This window comes from Streptomyces sp. NPDC059355 (assembly GCF_042752335.1).
In the GTDB taxonomy this organism is placed as follows: domain Bacteria; phylum Actinomycetota; class Actinomycetes; order Streptomycetales; family Streptomycetaceae; genus Streptomyces.
In genome coordinates this window covers 16,910-39,371 of the sequence record NZ_JBHYXN010000047.1, presented here as the reverse complement: position 1 = coordinate 39,371, position 22,462 = coordinate 16,910, and the positions used below count along the sequence as shown (strand labels likewise).

General features: G+C 72.7%; 21 protein-coding genes. 13 read left to right on the top strand and 8 right to left on the bottom strand.

Going from position 1 to position 22,462, the window contains the following annotated elements:
* Positions 1-7 precede the first annotated feature (7 nt).
* Positions 8-1,708 (top strand): proline--tRNA ligase, encoded by a 1,701-nt coding sequence (locus ACFXGI_RS32065; RefSeq protein ID WP_384714350.1) that lies wholly within the window; start codon positions 8-10, stop codon positions 1,706-1,708.
* A gap of 27 nt (positions 1,709-1,735) precedes the next feature.
* On the opposite strand, the gene ACFXGI_RS32060 is transcribed toward ACFXGI_RS32065, so the two are convergent.
* From ACFXGI_RS32060 to ACFXGI_RS32045, 4 genes are all read right to left on the bottom strand, one after another.
* Complete coding sequence (locus ACFXGI_RS32060) at positions 1,736-2,593, bottom strand: slipin family protein (protein ID WP_384714347.1); 858 nt, start codon at positions 2,591-2,593, stop codon at positions 1,736-1,738.
* 121 nt (positions 2,594-2,714) lie between these two features.
* Positions 2,715-3,617: an aminoglycoside phosphotransferase family protein gene (locus ACFXGI_RS32055; RefSeq protein WP_384714344.1), complete on the bottom strand. Its 903-nt coding sequence runs from the start codon at positions 3,615-3,617 to the stop codon at positions 2,715-2,717.
* A 16-nt stretch (positions 3,618-3,633) separates the two neighbouring features.
* Positions 3,634-4,092, bottom strand: a complete 459-nt coding sequence (locus tag ACFXGI_RS32050) for a ferritin-like domain-containing protein (RefSeq protein ID WP_384714341.1) — start codon at positions 4,090-4,092, stop codon at positions 3,634-3,636.
* Entirely contained in the window at positions 4,089-4,691 is a 603-nt protein-coding gene (locus tag ACFXGI_RS32045) for a hypothetical protein (protein ID WP_384714339.1), read from the bottom strand. Before ACFXGI_RS32045 ends, ACFXGI_RS32050 begins: the two co-directional genes overlap by 4 nt.
* Positions 4,692-4,804: 113 nt before the next feature.
* Between ACFXGI_RS32045 and rimP the strand changes: the two genes are divergently transcribed.
* The 8 genes from rimP (at position 4,805) to ACFXGI_RS32005 (ending at position 13,153) form a co-directional block, all read left to right on the top strand.
* Positions 4,805-5,302 carry a ribosome maturation factor RimP gene (rimP, locus tag ACFXGI_RS32040; RefSeq protein ID WP_384714336.1) on the top strand — a complete coding sequence of 166 codons (498 nt, stop codon included), beginning with the start codon at positions 4,805-4,807 and terminating at the stop codon, positions 5,300-5,302.
* A 2-nt stretch (positions 5,303-5,304) separates the two neighbouring features.
* Entirely contained in the window at positions 5,305-6,315 is a 1,011-nt protein-coding gene (gene nusA, locus ACFXGI_RS32035; RefSeq protein WP_384714333.1) for a transcription termination factor NusA, read from the top strand.
* Between the two features lie 118 nt (positions 6,316-6,433).
* Positions 6,434-6,721: a YlxR family protein gene (locus ACFXGI_RS32030; RefSeq protein WP_384714330.1), complete on the top strand. Its 288-nt coding sequence runs from the start codon at positions 6,434-6,436 to the stop codon at positions 6,719-6,721.
* Positions 6,722-6,869: 148 nt separating this feature from the next.
* Positions 6,870-10,007 (top strand): translation initiation factor IF-2, encoded by a 3,138-nt coding sequence (gene infB / locus ACFXGI_RS32025; RefSeq protein ID WP_384714327.1) that lies wholly within the window; start codon positions 6,870-6,872, stop codon positions 10,005-10,007.
* A 153-nt stretch (positions 10,008-10,160) separates the two neighbouring features.
* Positions 10,161-10,454: a DUF503 domain-containing protein gene (locus ACFXGI_RS32020; protein ID WP_030651158.1), complete on the top strand. Its 294-nt coding sequence runs from the start codon at positions 10,161-10,163 to the stop codon at positions 10,452-10,454.
* A gap of 28 nt (positions 10,455-10,482) precedes the next feature.
* Positions 10,483-10,935: a 30S ribosome-binding factor RbfA gene (gene rbfA, locus ACFXGI_RS32015; RefSeq protein WP_384714324.1), complete on the top strand. Its 453-nt coding sequence runs from the start codon at positions 10,483-10,485 to the stop codon at positions 10,933-10,935.
* The gene (truB, locus tag ACFXGI_RS32010) at positions 10,932-11,840 is read left to right on the top strand and encodes a tRNA pseudouridine(55) synthase TruB (RefSeq protein WP_384714321.1); all 909 of its coding nucleotides are present in this window, start codon (positions 10,932-10,934) and stop codon (positions 11,838-11,840) included. The genes rbfA and truB overlap by 4 nt, the downstream gene beginning before the upstream one ends.
* A 356-nt stretch (positions 11,841-12,196) precedes the next feature.
* Positions 12,197-13,153 (top strand): bifunctional riboflavin kinase/FAD synthetase, encoded by a 957-nt coding sequence (locus ACFXGI_RS32005; protein ID WP_384714318.1) that lies wholly within the window; start codon positions 12,197-12,199, stop codon positions 13,151-13,153.
* A gap of 88 nt (positions 13,154-13,241) precedes the next feature.
* Here the strand turns inward: ACFXGI_RS32005 and ACFXGI_RS32000 are convergent, their stop codons facing one another.
* The 3 genes from ACFXGI_RS32000 to eccE form a co-directional block, all read right to left on the bottom strand.
* Positions 13,242-15,758, bottom strand: coding sequence for an SCO5717 family growth-regulating ATPase (locus ACFXGI_RS32000; RefSeq protein ID WP_384714315.1), 2,517 nt, complete (start codon positions 15,756-15,758; stop codon positions 13,242-13,244).
* 223 nt (positions 15,759-15,981) lie between these two features.
* Positions 15,982-16,680, bottom strand: a complete 699-nt coding sequence (locus tag ACFXGI_RS31995; RefSeq protein ID WP_384714312.1) for a hypothetical protein — start codon at positions 16,678-16,680, stop codon at positions 15,982-15,984.
* Complete coding sequence (gene eccE / locus ACFXGI_RS31990) at positions 16,677-17,954, bottom strand: type VII secretion protein EccE (protein ID WP_384714309.1); 1,278 nt, start codon at positions 17,952-17,954, stop codon at positions 16,677-16,679. The genes ACFXGI_RS31995 and eccE overlap by 4 nt, the downstream gene beginning before the upstream one ends.
* A gap of 274 nt (positions 17,955-18,228) precedes the next feature.
* Here eccE and eccB point away from each other — a divergent pair, with 274 nt between their 5' ends.
* The 4 genes from eccB to ACFXGI_RS31970 all read left to right on the top strand — a co-directional run bounded on the left by eccB (position 18,229) and on the right by ACFXGI_RS31970 (position 22,046).
* On the top strand, positions 18,229-19,833 hold the full coding sequence (gene eccB / locus ACFXGI_RS31985) for a type VII secretion protein EccB (RefSeq protein ID WP_384714306.1): 1,605 nt from the start codon (positions 18,229-18,231) through the stop codon (positions 19,831-19,833).
* 11 nt (positions 19,834-19,844) lie between these two features.
* A complete protein-coding gene (gene mycP / locus ACFXGI_RS31980; RefSeq protein ID WP_384714303.1) occupies positions 19,845-21,125 on the top strand; it encodes a type VII secretion-associated serine protease mycosin in 1,281 nt (426 codons plus the stop codon).
* 213 nt (positions 21,126-21,338) lie between these two features.
* The gene (locus ACFXGI_RS31975; RefSeq protein ID WP_030859748.1) at positions 21,339-21,674 is read left to right on the top strand and encodes a WXG100 family type VII secretion target; all 336 of its coding nucleotides are present in this window, start codon (positions 21,339-21,341) and stop codon (positions 21,672-21,674) included.
* Positions 21,675-21,737: 63 nt separating this feature from the next.
* Positions 21,738-22,046 (top strand): WXG100 family type VII secretion target, encoded by a 309-nt coding sequence (locus tag ACFXGI_RS31970; protein WP_384714300.1) that lies wholly within the window; start codon positions 21,738-21,740, stop codon positions 22,044-22,046.
* A 79-nt stretch (positions 22,047-22,125) separates the two neighbouring features.
* On the opposite strand, the gene ACFXGI_RS31965 is transcribed toward ACFXGI_RS31970, so the two are convergent.
* Complete coding sequence (locus tag ACFXGI_RS31965) at positions 22,126-22,371, bottom strand: DUF397 domain-containing protein (RefSeq protein ID WP_030161442.1); 246 nt, start codon at positions 22,369-22,371, stop codon at positions 22,126-22,128.
* Between the last annotated feature and the right edge of the window lie 91 nt (positions 22,372-22,462).

Below are 22,462 nucleotides of genomic sequence, written 5' to 3'. Positions count from 1 at the left end.
TCCCGACATGTCATCGCAACACGTGCAGCGCATGTCCCGCCTCATGGCCAAGACCCTCCGCGAGGACCCGGCCGACGCCGAGACCCTCAGCCACCGGCTCCTCGTCCGCGCCGGATACGTCCGCCGCAGTTCCGCCGGTGTGTGGGCCTGGCTGCCGCTCGGCAAGAAGGTCCTCGACAACGTCTCCCGCATCGTCCGCGAGGAGATGGACGCGATCGGCGCCCAGGAGGTGCTGCTCCCGGCGCTGCTGCCGAAGGAGCCGTACGAGGTCAGCGGACGCTGGTCGGAGTACGGGGACCTGCTCTTCCGCCTCAAGGACCGCAAGGGCGCGGACTACCTGCTCGGCCCCACCCACGAGGAGATCTTCACCCTCGTGGTGAAGGACCAGTGCACGTCCTACAAGGACCTGCCGGTCATGCTCTACCAGATCCAGACCAAGTACCGTGACGAGGCCCGGCCGCGGTCCGGCGTGCTGCGGGGCCGCGAGTTCCAGATGAAGGACTCGTACTCCTTCGACGTGAGCGACGAGGGGCTCGCCGAGTCGTACGCCCTCCACCGGGCCGCGTACCAGCGCATCTTCGAACGCCTCGGCTTGGACCACCGCATCGTGTCCGCGGTGTCGGGCGCGATGGGCGGCTCGGCGTCGGAGGAGTTCCTGGCGCCCGCGCCGGCCGGCGAGGACACCTTCGTCGACTGCCCGTCCTGCGACTACGCGGCGAACACGGAGGCCGTGACCTTCGCGCCGACCCCGGTGGACGCCGAGCACCCCCCGATCGAGGAGGTGGACACCCCCGACACCCCGACGATCGAGACCCTCGCCGCGCACTTGGGCGTGCCCGCCTCGGCGACGCTGAAGAACCTCCTGGTGAAGGTCGACGGCGAGATCACGGCCGTCGGCGTACCCGGCGACCGGGAGGTGGACCTCGGCAAGCTCGGTGAGCATCTGGCCCCCGCGGTGGTGGAGTTGGTGACCGCCGAGGACTTCACCGACCGCCCCGACCTGGTACGCGGCTACGTCGGCCCGCAGGGCCTGGGCAAGGTCCGCTACCTGGCCGACCCCCGTGTCGCGCCCGGCACTTCGTGGGTGACCGGCGCCAACAAGGCGGACACGCACGCCCGGAACGTCGTCTGCGGGCGGGACTTCGAGGTGGACCGGTACCTCGACGTGGTCGTCGTCGAGCCGGGCGACCCCTGCCCGCGCTGCGGCGCCGGGCTCCGGCTGGACCGCGCGATCGAGATCGGCCACATCTTCCAGCTGGGCCGCAAGTACGCGGACGCCTTCGGGCTCGACGTGCTCGGCCGGGAGGGCAAGCCGGTGCGGGTCACGATGGGCTCGTACGGCATCGGCGTCTCGCGGGCGGTGGCCGCGCTGGCCGAACAGACCGCGGACGAACGGGGGCTGGCCTGGCCGGCGGAGGTGGCCCCGGCCGACGTCCACGTCGTGGCGGCGGGCAAGGCCGTACCGCTCGCGCTGGCGGAGCAGGCGGCCGAGGCCCTGGCGGGGTCCGGGCTGCGGGTCCTGCTGGACGACCGCCCGGGCCTGTCCCCGGGCGTGAAGCTCACGGACGCGGAGCTGATCGGCGTCCCGTGGATCCTGGTGGCGGGCCGCCGCTCCGCCGACGAGGTGGTCGAACTCCAGCACCGCGCCACGGGCACGCGCGAGGAACTCCCCCTGGCCGAAGCCCTCGCCCGCCTGACGACGGCCTGATCCGCCTCCCGCCGCCCGGCCCCGCGGTCAGTCCGTTTCCGGCTCGGCGGGGTCGGGGTCGGGGTCGGGGCCCGGGTCCGGCCCGGTGACCAGGGGCAGGGGCGGCGGCTCCGTCCCGCCCGGCGCCGGGGCCGCGCGCTCGAGGAAGCGCAGAAGTTCCACCGGGAACGGCAGGACCAGCGTGGAGTTCTTCTCCGCGGCCACCGCCACCACCGTCTGGAGCAGCCGCAACTGCAGCGCCGCCGGCTGCTCCGACATCACCGCCGCCGCCTCGGCCAGCTTCCTCGAAGCCTGCAGCTCGGCATCCGCGTTGATGACGCGCGCCCGCCGTTCGCGGTCCGCCTCCGCCTGCCGCGCCATCGACCGCTTCATCGTCTCCGGCAGCGAGACGTCCTTGATCTCGACCCGGTCGATCTGCACGCCCCAGCCCACCGCCGGACTGTCGATCATCAGCTCCAGCCCCTGGTTCAGCTGCTCCCGGTTGGACAGCAGATCGTCCAGGTCGGACTTGCCGATGATCGAGCGCAGCGAGGTCTGCGCCATTTGCGAGACCGCGAAGCGGTAGTCCTCGACCTCGATGATCGCGTTCGCCGGGTCCACGACCTTGAAGTACACGACCGCGTCCACCCGCACCGTGACGTTGTCCCGCGTGATGCCCTCCTGCGCGGGCACCGGCAGCGTCACGATCTGCATGTTCACCTTCCGCATGCGGTCGACGAACGGGAGGATCATGGTGAAACCGGGCCCCCGGACCCCTTGCCGCAGGCGGCCGAGGCGGAAGACCAGGCCCCGCTCGTACTGCCGCACCACGCGTGCGGCCACACCCGAGTACACCGCGACTCCCGCGGCCGCCGCGAGTCCCGCTGTCAGCAGTTCCTGGAGCATGCCGGCCTCCCGCGGGGCGCCGACCGGAATCCACGAGGCACCCCGTATCCACGGTATGCCCAGGGAGTGTCTTTCGGATCAGGGCAGACGCCCAAGAGCCCGGCCCGGTCCGAAAGACCCCCTACAGCCAGGTCGCGAATTCCAGCAGCAGCTCCGCCTCCCGGCGCCGTCCCGCGGCCAGTGCCCGGTTGCCGGACTCCACCGCGCGGAACAGCGTCCAGCCCCGCAGTCGGTCCCGGTCCACCTCCAGGGAGTCGGCCAGCTTGTTCACCCGGCGCCGGGCCCCCGCCGCCCCCGCCGAGGAGGCGACCTGATCCTCCAGCCGGTCCCGGACCAGCCGCGCCAGGTCGTACGCACGGTCCCCGACCAGCGGATCGGGCCCCACCGCCAGCCACGGCGCGCGCTCGCCCGCCAGCACCTTGCCCTGCCGGAAGTTCCCGTGCAGCAGCAGCTCCTCACCGGGCAGCGCGGTCAGCTCCTCGCGGACCGCGAGCGCCGAGGAGGCCAGCGCCCCGGCTTCCGGCGGAGCCTTGCGCAGGAGCTCCGCCTGCTGCGCCGTGCGCTCGGCCACCGTCTCGAACGGGTGCCCGGCCGGCGGGGTCACCCAGAGCCTGCGCAGCGTCCCGCACGCCTCCAGCAGGGCCTTCGTGTCCGGGAGGGAGCGCAGCGAGACCTCCGGGTGGAGCCGCTCCAGCAGCAGCGCCCCGTCCTCCTCGTGGTGGCGGGTGTCGAGCACCCGTACCGCGCCGAAGCCGCCCCAGTGCGCCAGCGCGGCCAGCTCCCGGTCGGGCCGGGCCGGCGGGGGAGCCAGCTTCAGCGCGGCCGGCGTCCCGTCGGCGTAGTGGACGAGGAGGACCAGACTGCTCCGGCCGCCGGGGGCCTGCACCCGCTGGACCCGCACCCCACGCCGGGCCGGCGCCTCCTCGGCGAGCCGGGGCAACTGCCCCAGCCAGTCCGCGTTCTGCGCCGAATCCGGCGTCTCGCCGAGCGCCCGTACAAGCCGCTGCGGCGGTTCGAAAGCCATGCGTGCGTGATCCCTTTCAGCTGGTCCGGGCTCGTTCTCCACGTTCCGTGAGCCCAGGGAAGGCTACGCCGACCCCGCGCCAGCGTGCCGCGCGGACGGCTGCGGCGCTCAGCGCGTCGGCCGCCTCGCGGCGCAGCCGGCCGTCGGCCGCCCGCACCAGATCGGAGTACGCGCCCGCCACCCGGTCCTCGATCTCGGCGGCCAGCCGCTCGGCGTCGGCCGGGCCGCGCACTTCGAAGGGCAGTGCGTACGCCGCCTCCGCGGGCCGCGGCGCATCGCCCATCTCGCGCACCGTCCGGGCGAGCGCGTCCCGGCGCGAGAGGTGGCCGCCGTACGCCTCGCGGGCCTCGGCCGACCGGCCGGCGGCCGCCCGGGCGCCGATGACCCCGTAGCCGTAGGCGGCCGCGTGCTCGGCGGCGAGCGCGGCCTGCACCGCTTCCAGGGCGCGGCTCGCGGAGGAGGGTTCGGGGGTCACGGCTTGTCTCCCTGGGGCGAGGTCAGCAGGTAGGCGTGCACGGCGCCGCAGGCGGCCACCGAGGCCAGCAGCCGGGCCAGCTCCCCGGGCGCCCCGGCGAGGGTGACGGTCCGCGCCTCGGCGAGGCTCCGCTCGGCGTCCGCCAGGGCGGTCAGGGCCTCCTCGGGCTTCGGCGGCACGGGATCGGCACTCACCACGGGGGCGCCGGCCGCGGCGGACGACGGCGTCGCGGACGGCGGGGCGGAGCCCGGGGTCCTGCCGGGCGCGGCGTCCGCGGAGGCCAGTGCCCCCGCGTGCGCGGCGACCGCGGAGCGCAGCGGCGAGAGGCGCGCGGCCAGGGCCGGATGGGCGGCGGCCGTGGCGTCGTAACGTTCCAGCAGCCGTTCGCTCTCCCGAACGGCCGTCTCGCGCATCCGCCGTTCGAGTGGAAGCCCGCCACCGGTGTCCGGTGAGCCGCCCCCGTCGGAGCACCCGGTGAGCAGCGCGGCGCCGGCCACGCCGGCGGCGCCGGCGAGCAGGCTCCTGCGAGAGGGCCGCGAAGGCGGAGTCCAGGGCACGGAAACGTCCTCGAAGGTGGTGGCGGGGCAGGGTGTGATCACCGTACCCGGGGCTCCGTCTCCACGACGGACGGCAACACCCTCCGCGACCGGATACCCTTTGACCTGACACGCGACGTAAACACAACAGCACACGCGGCCGAGGAGTCACCCGGATGAGCACCACCCAGAGCGACAGGCTGCGCGGATTGCTGGAGCCGCTCGTCGCCGCCAAGGGCCTGGATCTCGAGGACGTCGAGATGTCCAAGGCCGGCAAGCGCCGGATGCTGCGCATCATCGTGGACTCCGACGAGGGCGTGGAACTGGACGCGTGTGCCGAGCTGAGCCGTGAGGTCTCCGAGAAGCTCGACGAATCCGACGTGATGGGCGAGGAAGAGTACGTCCTCGAGGTGAGCTCGCCGGGCGCCGACCGCCCGCTGACCGAGCACCGTCACTACGTACGGGCGATCGACCGCCTCGTGAAGTTCCAGCTCGCCGAGGGCGGGGAACTGATCGCCCGCATCCTCGACGTGGACGACGAGGGAATGGACCTGGAGGTCCCGGGCGTGAAGGGCCGCAAGGCCACCGCCCGACGCATCGCTTTTTCCGACATCGCCAAGGCGCGGGTCGAGATCGAGTTCAACCGCAAGGACAAGAAGGAAGAGGAGGCGTAGCCGTGGACATCGACATGAGTGCCCTGCGGGGTCTGGTCCGCGAGAAGGAGATCTCCTTCGACCTGCTCGTCGAGGCGATCGAGTCGGCCCTCCTCATCGCGTACCACCGCACCGAGGGAAGCTTCCGGCGGGCGCGCGTGGTGCTCGACCGCACCAACGGCCACGTCGTGGTGTGGGCGACGGAGGACCCGCGGGACCTGGAGGAGGGGCAGGAGGCCAAGGAGTTCGACGACACCCCGTCGGACTTCGGCCGGATCGCCGCGACGACCGCCAAGCAGGTGATCCTGCAGCGTCTGCGCGACGCCGAGGACGACCTGACCTTCGGCGAGTTCGCCGGCCGCGAGGGCGATGTCATCACCGGCGTCGTCCAGCAGGGCAAGGACCCCAAGAACGTCCTCGTCGACATCGGCAAGCTGGAGGCCATCCTGCCGGTGCAGGAGCAGGTCCCCGGCGAGGACTACACGCACGGCCTCCGCATCAAGGCGTACGTCGTGCGGGTGGCGAAGGGTGTCCGCGGTCCGTCCGTGACCCTGTCGCGCACCCACCCCAACCTGGTGAAGAAGCTCTTCGCGCTGGAGGTCCCGGAGATCGCGGACGGCAGCGTCGAGATCTCGGCGATCGCCCGCGAGGCCGGCCACCGCACCAAGATCGCCGTCCGGTCCACCCGCTCGGGGCTCAACCCCAAGGGCGCCTGCATCGGCCCGATGGGTGCCCGTGTGCGCAACGTCATGGCCGAGCTGCACGGTGAGAAGATCGACATCGTGGACTGGTCGGACGACCCGGCGGAGATGGTCGCGAACGCGCTGTCACCCGCCCGGGTGAGCAAGGTCGAGGTCGTGGACTGGGACTCGCGCTCCGCCAGGGTGACCGTGCCCGACTACCAGCTGTCGCTGGCCATCGGCAAGGAGGGCCAGAACGCCCGCCTCGCCGCGCGGCTCACCGGCTGGCGCATCGACATCCGCCCCGACACCGAGGTGTCCCCGGACGCCGACCGGGCCCGGGGCGGGGAATAAATCCGTACCGGTCGGAGCTGTCCGGCCGGTAGACAGGATCAAGACAGCAGATCTCGACAACATCCGTTCGATTTTTCGCCCGAAGGGGTGAGGTCGGTGCGGGGAGGTAGACTTAGGCGTGTCTGGCCGGACGCAAGCCCGCGCATGCCCCGAACGCACCTGTGTGGGGTGTCGGGAGCGAGCGGCCAAGAGCGATCTGCTGCGCATCGTGGCGGTCGAGGACGAATGCGTCCCCGATCCAAGCGGTACGCTGCCCGGCCGGGGCGCCTATGTGCACCCTGCCGTGGTCTGTCTGGACAAGGCGGTCCGTCGCAGAGCGTTCCCCCGGGCCCTTCGGTCCCCGGGAGCACTCGACACGACCGGACTGAGCAAAGCCGTGGCCGTCGTGGCCGAGGCGACACCGTAAGAAGTAGTACGGCACGGATACCCCGTGCGGTCAGGTACCTCGCGAGTTGGAAGTAGGTCGAGATTGCGATGAGCACTCGATGAGTACGCGATGAGTACGCCCATGAAGTAGCGACGGTCCGGCGTAACCCGGACCTAAAAGGAGCGAAGTGGCTAAGGTCCGGGTATACGAACTCGCCAAGGAGTTCGGAGTTGAGAGCAAGGTCGTCATGGCCAAGCTCCAGGAACTCGGTGAGTTCGTCCGTTCGGCGTCCTCGACGATCGAGGCGCCGGTTGTACGCAAGTTGACTGACGCACTGCAGGGGCCCGGCGGCAACGCCGGCAAGTCCGCTGCGAAGCCGGGCGCGCCCCGCAAGGCCGCGCCCGCCAAGCCCGGGGTTCCCACCCCGGGTGCCGTTGCACGTCCCGGTGCGCCGAAGCCCGGCGCACCGGCCCCCAAGCCGGCCGCTGCCGAGGCTCCGGCCGCGGCTGCCCCGGTGACCCCGGCCGCCTCCGGCCCGCGTCCCGGCCCGAAGGCCCCGGCCGCCCCGAAGCCCGCTCCGGCGGCTCCCGTGGCGACCGAGTTCTCCGCGCCTCCGGCGGCCCCGGCGGCCCCGGCCGCCCCGGCGCGCACCGAGCGTCCCGCCGGTCCCGGTGCGACCCCCGGCCCGCGTCCGGCGCAGCAGCGTCCCGCGGCCCAGGGCGGCCAGGCCGGCGCCCGTCCCGGCGCCCCGCGCCCGGCCGGCACCGCCCCCGGTCAGGGACAGCGTCCCGCCGGTCCCGGTTCCCAGACCCCGCGTCCGCAGGGCTCCCGTCCGGCCGGTCCCCGTCCGGGCAACAACCCGTTCACCTCTGGTGGCTCCACCGGTATGGCGCGCCCGCAGGCGCCCCGTCCGGCCGGCGCTCCCCGCCCCGGTGCCCCCGGCGGCGGCGGTGGCCAGGGTGCTCCCCGCCCGCAGGGTGGTCCCGGTGGCGCTCCGCGTCCCCAGGGTCCCGGTGCGGGTCGTCCGACCCCGGGCGGCATGCCCCGTCCGCAGGGCGGCGCCCCGCGTCCCGGTGGTGCTCCCGGCGGTAACCGTCCGAACCCGGGCATGATGCCGCAGCGTCCCGCTGCCGGTGGTCCCGGTCCCCGTCCCGGCGGCGGCCCCGGTGGCCGTGGTCCCGGTGCCGGTGGCGCACGTCCCGGTGGCGGCGCAGGTCGTCCCGGTGGCGGCGGCTTCGCCGGCCGTCCGGCCGGTCCCGGCTCGCGTCCCGCGGGCGGCGGCGGCTTCGGCGGCCCCCGTCCGGGTGGCGGCGGCTTCGGCGGCGGCCCGGCCGGCGCCGGTGGCGGCGGTCGTCCCGGCTTCGGTGGCCGTCCCGGCGGTCCCGGTGCCCGTGGTGGCACGCAGGGTGCCTTCGGCCGTCCCGGCGGGCCCGCCCGTCGCGGTCGCAAGTCGAAGCGTCAGAGGCGCCAGGAGTACGAGGCCATGCAGGCCCCGTCGGTCGGCGGCGTGATGCTGCCGCGCGGTGGCGGCGAGACCGTGCGCCTGTCGCGCGGTGCCTCCCTCACCGACTTCGCGGAGAAGATCAACGCCAACCCGGCGTCGCTCGTCGCCGTGATGATGAACCTCGGCGAGATGGTCACTGCCACGCAGTCCGTCTCCGACGAGACGCTCGAGATGCTGGCCGGCGAGATGAACTACGTCGTCCAGATCGTCAGCCCGGAGGAAGAGGACCGCGAGCTCCTCGAGGGCTTCGACATCGAGTTCGGCGAGGACGAGGGCGGCGAGGAATTCCTCATGCCGCGTCCGCCGGTCGTGACCGTCATGGGTCACGTCGACCACGGTAAGACCCGACTGCTCGACGCCATCCGCAAGACGAACGTCGTCGCGGGCGAGGCCGGTGGCATCACGCAGCACATCGGTGCGTACCAGGTCTCCACCGAGGTCAACGACGAAGAGCGTCGCATCACCTTCATCGACACCCCGGGTCACGAGGCGTTCACCGCCATGCGTGCCCGTGGTGCGAAGTCGACCGACATCGCGATCCTCGTGGTCGCGGCCAACGACGGCGTCATGCCGCAGACGATCGAGGCGCTGAACCACGCCAAGGCCGCCGGCGTCCCGATCGTCGTCGCGGTCAACAAGATCGACGTCGAGGGTGCCGACCCGGTCAAGGTGCGCGGTCAGCTCACCGAGTTCGGTCTGGTCGCCGAGGAGTACGGCGGCGACACGATGTTCGTCGACATCTCCGCCAAGCAGGGTCTGCACATCGACTCCCTGCTCGAGGCCGTCGTCCTCACCGCCGACGCCTCGCTCGACCTCCGCGCCAACCCGGAGCAGGACGCTCAGGGTATTGCGATCGAGTCCCACCTCGACCGCGGCCGCGGTGCCGTCGCCACCGTCCTCGTCCAGCGCGGTACCCTCCGCGTCGGCGACACGATGGTCGTGGGCGACGCCTACGGCCGAGTGCGCGCCATGCTCGACGACAAGGGCAACAACGTCGAGGAAGCGGGTCCGTCGACCCCCGTCCTGGTCCTGGGTCTCACCAACGTCCCCGGCGCCGGCGACAACTTCCTCGTCGTCGACGAGGACCGCACCGCCCGTCAGATCGCCGAGAAGCGTGCTGCGCGTGAGCGCAACGCCAACTTCGCCAAGCGCGTCCGCCGGGTGTCCCTGGAAGACCTCGACTCGGTTCTCAAGGCCGGTCTGGTGCAGGAACTCAACCTCATCATCAAGGGCGACGCGTCCGGTGCGGTCGAGGCCCTCGAGTCCTCGCTGCTCCAGCTCGACGTCGGTGAAGAGGTCGACATCCGCGTCCTGCACCGCGGTGTGGGTGCGGTCACCGAGTCCGACATCTCGCTGGCGATGGGCTCCGACGCCATCGTCATCGGTTACAACGTCCGTGCGGCCGGCCGTGCCGCGCAGATGGCGGACCGCGAGGGTGTCGACGTCCGCTACTACTCGGTGATCTACCAGGCCATCGAGGAGATCGAGGCGGCCCTCAAGGGTCTGCTCAAGCCGGAGTACGAAGAGGTCGAGCTCGGTACGGCGGAGGTCCGCGAGATCTTCCGCTCGTCCAAGCTGGGCAACATCGCGGGTGTCCTCATCCGCTCCGGCGAGGTCAAGCGCAACACCAAGGCGCGGCTCCTGCGCGATGGCAAGGTCATCGCCGAGAACCTCACCATCTCCGGTCTGCGCCGCTTCAAGGACGACGTCACCGAGATCCGCGAGGGCTTCGAGGGTGGTATCAACCTCGGTTCCTTCAACGACATCAAGATCGACGACGTCATCGCGACGTACGAGATGCGCGAGAAGCCCCGCGCGTAAGCGCGAGGCGGTTCGTACCGTGTCGTAAGCCCGGGGCCGGTCGGCGGAATATCCGTCGATCGGCCCCGGCCGTTGCGTGTACGGTTCTGGTGACCCTGCCGCGCGACGGCTGGCAGGCCACCGAACCCGAACCGGCGGGACATCCGGAACTGAATGTACGTGGGGACTCTGTCCTTCGACCTGCTCCTCGGCGACGTCCACTCGCTGAAGGAGAAACGCTCTGTCGTCCGGCCCATCGTCGCCGAGCTCCAACGCAAGTTCTCCGTGAGCGCGGCCGAGGTGGGCGACCAGGATCTGCACCGCAGGGCCCGTATAGGGGTCGCTCTGGTCAGCGGGGACGCGGGGTTCCTCTCGGATGTACTGGACCGCTGCGAGCGGCTGGTCGCGGCACGTCCGGAAGTGGAGCTGCTGTCGGTGAGACGGCGGCTGCACGGTGATGAAGACTGACTGCAAGACATAAGAAGGAGACGGACCAGTGGCCGACAATGCGCGGGCGAAGAAGCTGGCGGACCTCATCCGGGAGGTGGTGGCCGAGAAGCTGCAGCGCGGTGTCAAGGACCCCCGCCTCGGTACGCACGTGACCATCACGGACACCCGGGTCACCGGAGACCTGCGGGAGGCCACGGTCTTCTACACGGTCTACGGTGACGACGAGGACCGCGCCAGCGCGGCGGCGGGCCTCGAGAGCGCCAAGGGCGTACTGCGCTCCGCGGTCGGCCGGGCGGCGGGCACCAAGTTCACGCCCACCCTGACCTTCGTCGCGGACGCCCTCCCGGAGAACGCCAAGGCCATCGAGGACCTCCTCGACAAGGCGCGCGCCTCCGACGCCCAGGTGCGCGAGGTGTCCTCCGGCGCCCAGTACGCCGGCGACGCCGACCCGTACAAGAAGCCGGGCGAGGATGACGACGAGGACGCAGCCGCGGAATGAGCACCAACGCAGGGAAGACACCGGACGGCCTTGTCATCGTCGACAAGCCGTCCGGCTTCACTTCGCACGACGTGGTCGCCAAGATGCGCGGGATCGCCAAGACCCGCCGCGTGGGCCACGCCGGCACGCTCGACCCGATGGCGACGGGTGTCCTCGTCCTGGGCGTCGAGAAGGCCACCAAGCTCCTCGGCCACCTCGCGCTCACGGAGAAGGAGTACCTCGGCACGATCCGCCTCGGCCAGGACACCCTGACGGACGACGCGGAGGGTGAGATCATCTCCTCGACGGACGCCTCCGCGGTGACCCGCGAGGCCGTGGACAAGGGCATCGCCAAGCTGTCCGGCGAGATCATGCAGGTCCCCTCGAAGGTCAGCGCCATCAAGATCAAGGGCGTGCGCTCCTACAAGCGCGCCCGTGACGGCGAGGACTTCGAGATCCCGGCCCGGCCGGTGACCATCTCGTCGTTCCAGGTGTACGACATGCGGGAGGCGGAAGCCGAGGACGGCACCAAGGTCGTCGACCTCGTCGTCTCCGTCGTCTGCTCCAGCGGTACGTACATCCGCGCGCTCGCCCGTGACCTGGGCGCAGACCTCGGCGTCGGCGGGCACCTCACCGCGCTGCGGCGCACCCGGGTGGGCCCGTACAAGATCGACCGGGCGCGGACCCTGGACCAGCTCCAGGAGGAGCTGACCGTCATGCCGATCGGCGAGGCGGCGGCCGCGGCCTTCCCGCGCTGGGACCTCGACGCCCGCCGGGCTTCGCTGCTCGCCAACGGCGTGCGGATCGACATGCCGGACGCGTACCCCGCGGGTCGGACGGTGGCGGTCTACGGACCGGACGGCGTGCTGCTCGGGCTCGTGGAGAGCAAGGGCGGCAAGGCGAAGTCGCTGGCGGTCTTCGCCTGATCCGCGGATCCGCCGGCCGCCCGACCCCGCTGATCTTCCGATCCGCTCCGACGTGGAGCGGTGAGCGCACATCGTCTGCCGCTCACCGCTCCACGACCCCCCTCGGGTAGGTCTCTATCCAGCAGGGCCCTCGTATTCACCCGTCCGGGCAGGCGTGCGGAGTGACTGGAGGGAGCGTAAGGGGGCGCTTTCGCCACCCCTGCCCCCTCCCCGCCGGGGCGCCGACCGTCCGATATGACGGAGACAGAACCCAGCCAGATGCCGATGCCGACCCCCGGGCACGGGCATGGCAGTCTTAGACCAGCAATCGGCAACCAGTACAAGGGCCTACACGGTTCGGGCGAGGAGCGGTCACAGTGCAGCGCTGGCGTGGCTTGGAGGGCATCCCCCAGGACTGGGGACGCAGCGTCGTCACCATCGGCTCGTACGACGGTGTGCACCGGGGCCATCAGCTGATCATCGGGCGGGCCGTGGCCAAGGCCCGCGAGCTCGGCGTCCCGTCCGTCGTCGTCACCTTCAGCCCGCACCCGAGCGAGGTCGTGCGCCCCGGCAGCCACCCGCCGATCCTGGCCCCGCACGACCGCCGTGCCGAACTGATGGCCGGGCTGGGTGTGGACGCACTGCTGATCCTGCCGTTCACGGCGGAGTTCTCGCAGCTCTCACCGGCCGACTTCATCGTGAAGGTGCTCGTCGACAAGCTGCACGCGCGCGCCGTCATCGAGGGTCCGAACTTCCGCTTCGGCCACCGGGCCGCCGGGAACGTCGACTTCCTCCGCGAGCTGGGTGCCACGTACGGCTACGAGGTCGAGGTCGTGGACCTGGTCGAGCGCGGCGAGGCGGGCGGCGGCGTGCCGTTCTCCTCCACCCTGGCGCGCAGGCTGGTCGCCGAGGGCGACATGGACGGCGCGGCCGAGATCCTGGGCCGTCCGCACCGGGTCGAGGGTGTCGTCGTACGCGGTGCCCAGCGGGGGCGCGAGCTCGGCTACCCGACGGCCAACGTCGAGACGCCCCCGCACACCGCGATCCCGGCGGACGGCGTGTACGCGGGCTGGCTCACGGCGGGCGGCGAGCGGATGCCCGCCGCGATCTCGGTCGGCACGAACCTGCAGTTCGACGCCACCGAGCGGACCGTGGAGGCGTACGCGATCGACCGGGTCGGCCTGGACCTGTACGGCCTGCACGTGACCGTGGACTTCCTCGCCTACGTGCGCGGCATGGCAAAGTTCGAATCGCTGGACGGCCTCCTCGAAGCCATCGCGGACGACGTGAAGCGGGCGCGGACGCTGACCGAGTCGTACGACGCGGAGCGCTGAGCCGGCCCGCGGGCGGCTGACCGCCCCCGAACGCGCAAGGGCCCGTACCTCCCAGGGGAGGTACGGGCCCTTCCTGCTGTCGTGGCCGTCAGCCGAGGCGCGGGTCGCGCGGGGGCTGCTGGGGTTGCTGCGGGTGCTGGGGCGGCTGTTGCTGGGGCTGCCAGGGCTGGCCGGGCTGCGGGTAGGGCTGGGCGTAGGGCTGCGGAGGCTGCTGGTACGGGGACGGGCCCTGGGGCTGGACGTACGGCGGCTGGCCCTGCGGCTGCTGCGGAGGCAGCTGGTACGCCTGGGGCTGCTGGGGCTGGGGCTGCTGAGGTGCTCCCCAGTGGCCCTGGGGGGCCTGCTGGGCGGCGCGGACGAAGTCCTCGGCGACGAGCGCGGAGAGGTTGAAGTACGCCTCCCGGGTCTTCGGCCGCATCAGGTCGAGGTCGACCTCGGCACCGGCCGCGAGGTGTTCGTCGAACGGCACCACGACGACGCCCCGGCAACGGGTCTCGAAGTGCTGCACGATGTCTTCGATCTTGATCATCTTGCTGGTCTCGCGGACCCCCGAGATGACGGTGAGGGAGCGGGAGACCAGGTCGGCGTACCCGTGTGCGGAGAGCCAGTCGAGCGTGGTGCTCGCGCTGCTGGCGCCGTCCACCGACGGGGTCGAGATGATGATCAGCTGATCGGCCAGGTCCAGGACGCCGCGCATCGCGGAGTAGAGGAGACCGGTGCCCGAGTCGGTGAGGATGATCGGGTACTGGCGGCCGAGCGTGTCGATGACGCGGCGGTAGTCCTCGTCGTTGAACGTCGTGGACACGGCCGGGTCGACGTCGTTGGCGATGATCTCCAGACCGGAGGGGGCCTGGGAGGTGAACCGCCGGATGTCCATGTACGAGTTCAGGTACGGGATCGCCTGGACCAGGTCCCGGATCGTGGCACCGGTCTCGCGGCGGACGCGGCGCCCGAGGGTGCCGGCGTCGGGGTTCGCGTCGATGGCCAGGATCTTGTCCTGGCGCTCGGTGGCGAGGGTGGCGCCGAGGGCGGTGGTGGTCGTGGTCTTGCCGACGCCGCCCTTGAGGCTGATGACGGCGATGCGGTAGCAGGACATGACCGGGGTGCGGATCAGCTCCAGCTTGCGCAGGCGCTCGGCCTCGGCGGCCTTGCCGCCGAACCGGAAACCGGAGCGCTGGGGCCGGGGCTTCTGCTTGCCGCGCAGCAGGCGGTCCGAGGACAGCTCGACCGCGGCGGTGTAGCCGAGGGGCGCGCCACCGCCGGTGCCGGGGCCGGGCTGGTAGCGCGGATCGTGCGGCTGCGGGCCCGGCTGGGGCCCGGCGGGCCACTGGACGTTGGCACGGGGGTCGTACTGGGGCTGCTGGTGGGGCTGGGGCTGGGGCTGCGGCTGCTGCGGCTGCTGCGGTACGGGCGCGGACTGCGCGGGCGGGAAGGCGTAGTCGCTCGCGTCCACGGGCGGCTGGGGCTGCGGCATCGGCTGCGCCGGTGCGGGGGCAGGGGGGAAGCCGTACCCGTCCTGCGGCGCGGGCACGGGCGTCGGCGCGGCAGGGCCGGGGTTCGGGGGGAACCCGTAGCCGTCCTGGGGGGCCGGCGCGGCCGGGCCGGGGGAGGGCGGGAACCCGTACCCGTCCTGCGGTGCCGCGGTGGAGGGGAACGCGGGCGGCAGCGCCGGGAGTTCGCCTCCGGGTCCCCCGAAGGGGGCTCCCACGGGCGGGTGAAACGCGTCCGCGGGGCTGACGGGCGTCAGGGCCTCCGGTACGGCCACGGCGTCGCGGGACTCGCCCTCCGCAGCCGCGGGCTCGGGGCCCGCGAACGGGACGGGGGTCCCGTCGGGCGGCGTGTCCTGCCGCTGGACGGGGTCGGGCGCAGGGAAGGAGGCCTCGACGAGCTGCCCGGGCGCGTCCGTGTGCTCCGGAGCCGGAGCCGGCAGCACGGGCGCGTCGACCGGCGCCAGGAGGGCCGGGGGCGCGAAGGGGGCCGGGGCCGCCGGAACGGGCACCTCGGCGACGGGAGCGCCGGCGCCGTCGGCCGGGACCGGCGCGGCCGCGAAGGCCGGCGGCGCAGGTGCGTCGGCCGGGGTGGCGAAGGGAGCCGGGGCCGGTGCCGGGACCGGCGCGGCCGGGGCGGCGCTGTCGGCCGGGGCAGGGGCCGGGAACGGCGCGGGCGCAGGCGTGTCGGCCGGTGCCGGGAACGACGGGGGAGGCGTGTCAGCGGGGATGCCGAACGGGGCCGGCGCCGGGAACTGCGCGGCCGGGGCGGCGCTGTCGGCCGGGGCCGGGGCCGGGGCCGGGGCAGGGGCCGGGAGCGGCGTGGCCGGGGCCGGGAAGGGGGACGGTACGCCCGCGCCGTCCGACGGGGTGGGCGGGGCCGGAGGGGCGATCCGCATGGTCGCGGGCGAGGCCACCTCCGACGGGTGGTGGGGCTCGAAACCGCTGCCCTCGGGGAGCCCCGGTACGGGCGTGGCCGGGGCCGCACCCTGCGTGTACCAGGCCGGCGGGGTGTAGTCGATGGTGAACTCGCCCGTCACCTCGGGCTCCGCGTCGGACTGATCGTCCGTCGGGACGTCCCAAGTCCCGCCGCGCCTCTCGTTCCGATCGCCGCTCACTGGTCCTCCTGGTATGTCGAACACTGGTCCGGCGCCCACCTCGACGCCGCGCCCACGCTCAGCCTAATCGTGCGCGCCGACGCCGGTGTCCGCCCCCGTGGACGCGCCGCGGCCGGGCCCCGGGGGCCGGCTCGGTGGCCTCGTCCTTCCCGTCCTGCCTACAGGGTGGCCGCCTCCTGAGCAACCGTCACCGGCCCTCGCCGGGGTTCGCCCCGGATACGGCTCAGTCGATGCGGCGGGAGGGGCCCAGGAGTCCGGTTTCGGCCTCCGTGCCCTGGGTCATCACGAACTGGCGGTCCCGCGGCGTGCACCACAGGGTGACCCCGTCGCCCAGCGTCGGCAGTGAATCCACCGCCGCCTGCGGCAGGTTCATCAGACGGCCGAGCTGCTCCGCCTCGTCCGGGGACACCCGCTGGACGCCCACCAGCGAGGAGTTCTGCAGCAGCCGCGGCGCCGTCGGGCTCAGGTACGGCAGCAGGGTCAGCACCGACTGCCACGGCCCCGCCACCACGCGCCCGCGCGGCGGCCGCATCCCGCAGTCCCGGATCACCAGCACCGGGCTGCCCGCCGACGCGCCCTGCGGCGGCACCCGGCCCACCTCGTGCAGGGTCACGCACTGCTGGCCGCCGCCCGCCGCCTGGGCCAGCCCGGACCACACCTGCCCGCGCCCGGTCTCCACCGCGACCCGCGCACCGGTCGCCGCCGCGCGCAGCGCCAGCACCTGCGCCGTCCACAGGCCGCCGATCAGCGTCACCTCGTACGGCGTCGGCCGGTTGATGCCGAGCACCGCCGGACGCCCCTCGGCGTCCACGCCGATGACGACCCCGTCGTCCCCGATGGGCAGCGCCAGCCCGTCCAGATCCGCCGCCTGGACCACGTGCCGTTCCCGGCGCGGGCCGATCAGCCCGAAGCCGCCCCTCATCGCGCCCCTCCCAGCGGCAGCGAAGCCAGCAGCCCCGGTACCTGTTCGCGGTCGAGCCGGACCAGCCCGGTGCGCACGCCGCGGGCCGTCCGTTCCAGTTCCCGGCGGGCCGCGACGAGCTCCTCGTCGCTGCGCCCGGTGACCCGTACGTGCCCGGTCAGCGTCACGCCCTGGCGCTCCGCCGGGGCCATCGTCAGGCTGAAGTTCGTCGCGAGCGCCGGCAGCGAGGTCAGCAGCGCCACGAACTGCGGCAGGGACGCCGCCCCGCCGCCGCCGAGCTGCGGCCAGCGGGCTATCCAGTACGTGGTGTGCCGCCGGTCGTCGCAGCGCCAGATCCGCGCCGTCTCCTCCGTCCGCCGGCCGGTGCTCGCGGTGCGCCCGGCCTGCGTGATCGCCATCGGGTTCGCGCACGAGGAGGTGGCCAGCGCGCCCGTCAGCTCCTGCTCGGTGAGCACGGTGGCCCGGAACCCGGCGCCGGTCAGCCGGCTCGCCAACTGGTCGGCCGCCCGCACCACACAGCGCTGCGCGCCCGCGAGGCCGCCGCCGCGCGCGGTGACCGCCTCGGGGCACAGCTCCGGGTCGAGCTTGAGCGCGATCCACGTCAGCCGCACCGCCGGGGTGCCCGTGGCGGCCTGGAGCGGCGCGTAGTTGCGGGTGGCCATCGACTGGGCCGGCAGGTGCGGGGCCGGCGCGGGCTGCGTGTGCTGCACGAGCTGCGCCGACTCCAGCCGGATGCCGTCGACTTCGAGGATGTCCCGTACGAGCCCGAGCGGCAGCGGCCGCGCGCCGCGGTCGGGCCGCAGCGCGGTGGCGTCCATGTCCACCTGGACGACTGCGGTCAGGAACGTGCCGTCACCGACCATCCCGACGGGCCGCCGGTCGCGGTCGCTGAACGTGAGGGTCCGCAGCGCCGGATCGGCCTCGACGAGCGGGGCCAGCCCGGGCTCGGTGCCCGCGGGCACCGTGAACGACGCGGCCCGGCGGCGGCGCGAGCGCAGTTCGAGGGCGCCGCCGAGCCACTCGGGCAGGGAGCGCTGGTGGCGGCGTACGACGGCGAGCACCACCAAGGCGAGCGCCAGCACACCGGCGGGCACCAGCAGCATCGGCTCCACGACCCAGGCCACCAGCAGGGCGGCCACGGCGATCTGGAGCAGTACGAGTTGTTGCAATCGGAACGGGCCGAAGCGACCCGGGCTCGACTTCGGATACGGCGTCACCCCGCCGCGTGCGGGTGCGGGCGCACCCGTCTGCGGCTGCGTCGCGGTGGCCATCATGCGCCCACCTCCCCTTCCCGGGGCCGTACCCCGTGAGTGCCGGAGCCGGACGCTGCCCGCCGCATGACCCCGGAATCTCCCCAATCCACCCCAACAAGCCCTGATGTCCCGAGGACCCGCGAATTCGCGCGGTCCGGAAGGCAGGAAGCGGCGGCCTCACCCTACCCGGCCGGTACCCACCCTCCGTCAAGAGGCATAGTAGGTGCCCGGTCCGACAATCGAGGCCCGGGGACCGTACTCACCGACCGGGCCGTGCGGGGAGAAGCAGGCGGTCATGGCATCACGACGTGATGAACTCAACGCGTACACCTTTGCGAAGCGGCGCACGGTGGCCGCGTTCCTCCAGCCTTCCGCCACGGGCTCCGAGGAAGGCGCGCCGCGGCCGCTGCGCGCGGTGCTGCCCGGGCTGGTGGCGGGGGCGCTCGTGCTCGCCGCGTTCGGTGCGTGGGGGATGTTCAAGCCGCAGGCCCCCAAGGGCTGGGACGAGGCCGGTACGAAGGTCATCGTGGGCAAGCAGTCGACGACCCGGTACGTGGTCCTGACGACGAAGGTGAACGGCAAGGACCAGACCCGGCTGCACCCGGTGCTCAACCTCGCCTCCGCCCGACTCCTCCTGGATCCGCAGAAGTTCAAGGTCATCCAGATCGACGACAAGGTCCTGGACGCGGGCAGGCCGCCGCGCGGGCCCATCATCGGCATTCCCTACGCACCCGACCGGCTTCCGGCCCCGCAGGACGCGGGCAAGGCGAAGCGGTGGGCGGTCTGCCAGGCGCCGGGCGGCAACGGCAACACCGTGCAGACCGCGACGTTCGTCCTCGCCGACCGCGAGGCGGGGCTGATGGACGACGCCCGCAAGGTCACCGACACGCAGATGCTGTACGTGCAGAGCACGGGCGGGGCCAAGGAGCGCTACCTGATCGACGCCTCGGGGACGAAGTACAGGTTCCCCGAAGCCGGCCCGGACGCGGGGAAGATGACCAACGCGCTGGTCGGCAGCACCGGAGCGACCCCGCAGCAGGTCACCGAGTCGTGGCTGGCCACCCTCAACTCCGGCGACGACCTGGCCTTCCCGCAACTGCCGGTCCCGGCCGGCACGAAGGCGGACGTCCAGGGCCTGACCACCGCCGACAACAAGGTCGGCATGGTGCTGATGGCGCAGACCGGCTCCGGTGCGCAGCACTACGTCGTGCTGCCCGGAAAGGTCGCACCGGTCTCCGACTTCGTGGCGTGGCTGCTGATCTCGGCTCCCGCGACCGACGGCCTCAACATGCACGGAAAGCCCCACGAGGTCGACCTCCAGTCCCTCAACCCGGACACCGCGGCGTTCAAGGCCGAGGCCAAGTGGCCGCAGAAGAAGTCCGACCGGATCAACATGACGGCCGCCCCGGCGGACGCCGCCGGTGCGCAGGGCGCGGCTTCGCAGGGCGCCGGCGCGCGCGACACCGTCTGCAACGTGCTGCGCTCGGTCGACGGCAAGGGCAACCAGACGCTGAGCACGTGGGTCGGCACCGGATTCCCCATCGACATCACCGCCAGCGGGACCAGCGCGTACGTCACGCCGGGCTCGGGGCTGCTCTACACGCAGGTCCAGGGCAAGCAGACGACCGCCGGCGGCGCCCTCTTCCTGGTCACCGACACCGGCCTGCGGTACGCGGTGCAGGCCAACGGGGACAGCGACGCGGAGAAGTCGAAGATCGGCGCCCCCGACCAGCCGAACGGCCAGGCCACCGCGGACGGCCGGCCCGAGGCCAGCCAGGCGCAGATCCGGCTCGGCTACGGGACCGTCACCCCGGCCCTGGTGCCCATCGCGTGGTCCGAGTTCCTCTCGAAGGGGCCGCGCCTGGACACCAACTCCGCCCGCCAGCCCCAGGGTTCGTGAGGAAGCCGCCGATGCCGATCCCCAAGTCCCCGTACGCGCGCGGTGCGCTCGCCACCGCCGCGCTCGCCGTCGCCGCCCTGTCGGGTACGACGGCCACGTCCGGCGCCGCCGCGGCGGCCCCGTACCCGGACCCCGTCCGCACCCCGGCCGCCACCCCGCTGGAGCTGGCGGGCGCGGGCGAGTGCACCTTCCCGATGAAGAAGCAGATCGCCGACCGCCCCTGGGCACTGCAGCGGCTGCTGCTCGACGCGCTCTGGGCACAGACCAAGGGCAAGGACAAGAGCGGCAAACCCGTCCGCGTCGCGGTCATCGACACCGGAGTCGACCGGGCGAACCCGCAGCTCAGCAGCGCCATCGACGTGGGCGCCGGCAAGGACTTCATCGACCCCAAGGGCGGTGACGGCACCACCGACACCGTCGGCCACGGCACCAAGGTCGCCGGGCTGATCGCGGCCCGCCCGCAGGACGGCACCGGCTTCGTCGGCCTGGCCCCCGACTCCGTGATCATCCCGATCCGGCAGAACGACGGTCAGGGCAAGGGCAACGCCCTCTCGCTCGGCCAGGCGATCGACCACGCGGTGGCCAAGGGCGCCCAGGTCATCAACATCTCCCAGGACACCGACGTCCCCCTGAGCGCCGACTCCGATCTCGGCAAGGCCGTCCAGCGGGCCGTCGACGCCAAGGTCGTGGTCGTGGCCTCGGCGGGCAACGACGGCATGACCGGCGAGAGGCGCAAGACCTACCCGGCGGCCTTCCCCGGCGTCCTCGCGGTGGCCGCCTCGGACCGCAACAACGAGCGGGCCGCGTTCTCCCAGCCCGGAGACTTCATCGGGGTCGCGGCGCCCGGCGTGGACATGGTCTCCACCGTCCCCGGCTTCGGCCAGTGCATCGACAACGGCACCAGCTTCTCGGCCCCGTACGTCGCCGGGGTCGCCGCCCTGCTGCGCGCCAAGCACGAGGACTGGACCCCGCAGCAGATCATCTGGCAGATCCAGGGGACCGCCGAGCGCTCGGTCAACGGCCGTGACGACTACGTCGGATGGGGAGTCGTCGACCCGGTCCGCGCGGTCACCCAGGACCACGAGGCACCCAAGGCCCCGGTCCCGGACCCCGGGCCGCCCCCGGCGGCCGCGCCCGAGGCGGCGGCGCTGCGGATGACCGAGACGGCGCAAGAGCGCGAGGAGCGGTTCGGCACGTACGCTCTCGGCATCGCGGGCGTGCTGATCGCGGTCATCGCGGGCACGGCGACGGTGGTCCGCGACGCCCGCAAGCGCCGGGGCCGTTTGCAGTGAACCGTCACAGTTCATCAACGGTAGCGGCCCACCGGTGTTGGGGCTGTCAGATGAACTGGCTAGAGTGACACCAGGCTTCACGACTGTGATCGGGGGATCGCGTGAGGCGGAGGGGATTTCCGGCGGCGCGTGACTCGCATCCGCGCCCGGAACCTCCCTTCCGCTGCGCAATCCGCCGGTTATGCCGGCGAATTGAGAAGTGAGGAGCTTCGGATGAGCAATTTCGGACTCGCAGACGATCCGATCGTCCAGGCGAAGAACAAGATCGAGACGACGGCCCGCGCCGTCACCACCCAGTCCCGTGAGCTGGCCGACATCCTCGCCACGGTGAGCGCCGGCTGGACCGGTGTGGGTGCCTCGGGCTTCGTCTCCGCCCAGACGGTCGTCAACGAGGACCACGACGAGATCCGTCGTCTGCTCGGGGTGCTGCACAACGCGGTCGCGCAGACCAAGAACCTCAGCAACGCGCAGGACGACGACGTGCGCGCGGCGTTCAAGACGGTCCAGGCCGGCGCCGGCCAGGGCGGCTCGGGCCTCAACGGCATCTGACCTGCCGCCCGGGTCTCACACCGTCACGTCGTTCCCACTCAACTCAGCGCGAAGGAGCACAACATGTCCGGTGACAGCGGGCACACCAAGGTCCGGTATGAGAGCGTCCAGGAGATGGCGAACCGCATCCGCGTCGTCTCGAAGAAGATCATGACGGACCTGGAGGACATGGACCAGGCCCTCAAGGTCGTCACGGACACCTGGGACGGTGAGGCGCACCAGGCCTACGTCACCCTCCAGGGGAAGTACAAGGGCAAGGCCGACCACATGCACAAGCAGCTGGAGCAGGTCGCCACGCTGATCGAGCGCGGCAAGGGCGACTACCGCGCCACCGACGTGAAGGCCTCGCGCCTGTTCACCGAGGCCTACTGAGCCCGGTCGGCCACAGCCGCATGACGAAGGGGCGCGCCCGACCGGGCGCGCCCCTTCGTGCGATTCCGCCGTACGGTCCTCAGCGCGGTCCGCGGTCGAGGTCGAACTCCCCGTCCCTGGCCCCGAGCACGAAGGCCTCCCACTCGGCCGCCGTGTAGCGCAGGACGGTGTCCCGGTCGAGCGAGGAGCGCATGGCCACCGCACCCTCGGGCAGCCGCGCGATCTCGACCCGCTCCTCGTCGGGGCTGGACCCCGGGGGGCCCTCCCACTCGACGCCGCTGATGTCGAGCGCGTACAGCTCGTCCTTCTCCTGCTGAGTGCCCATGTGCGGCCTTTCCCTCGGCGGTGCGGTGCTCCCGCGGTCTTCCCTCCCGATTATCGGCGCTCCGGCCCGCCGCGGGGGAGTCTTTCCCGTC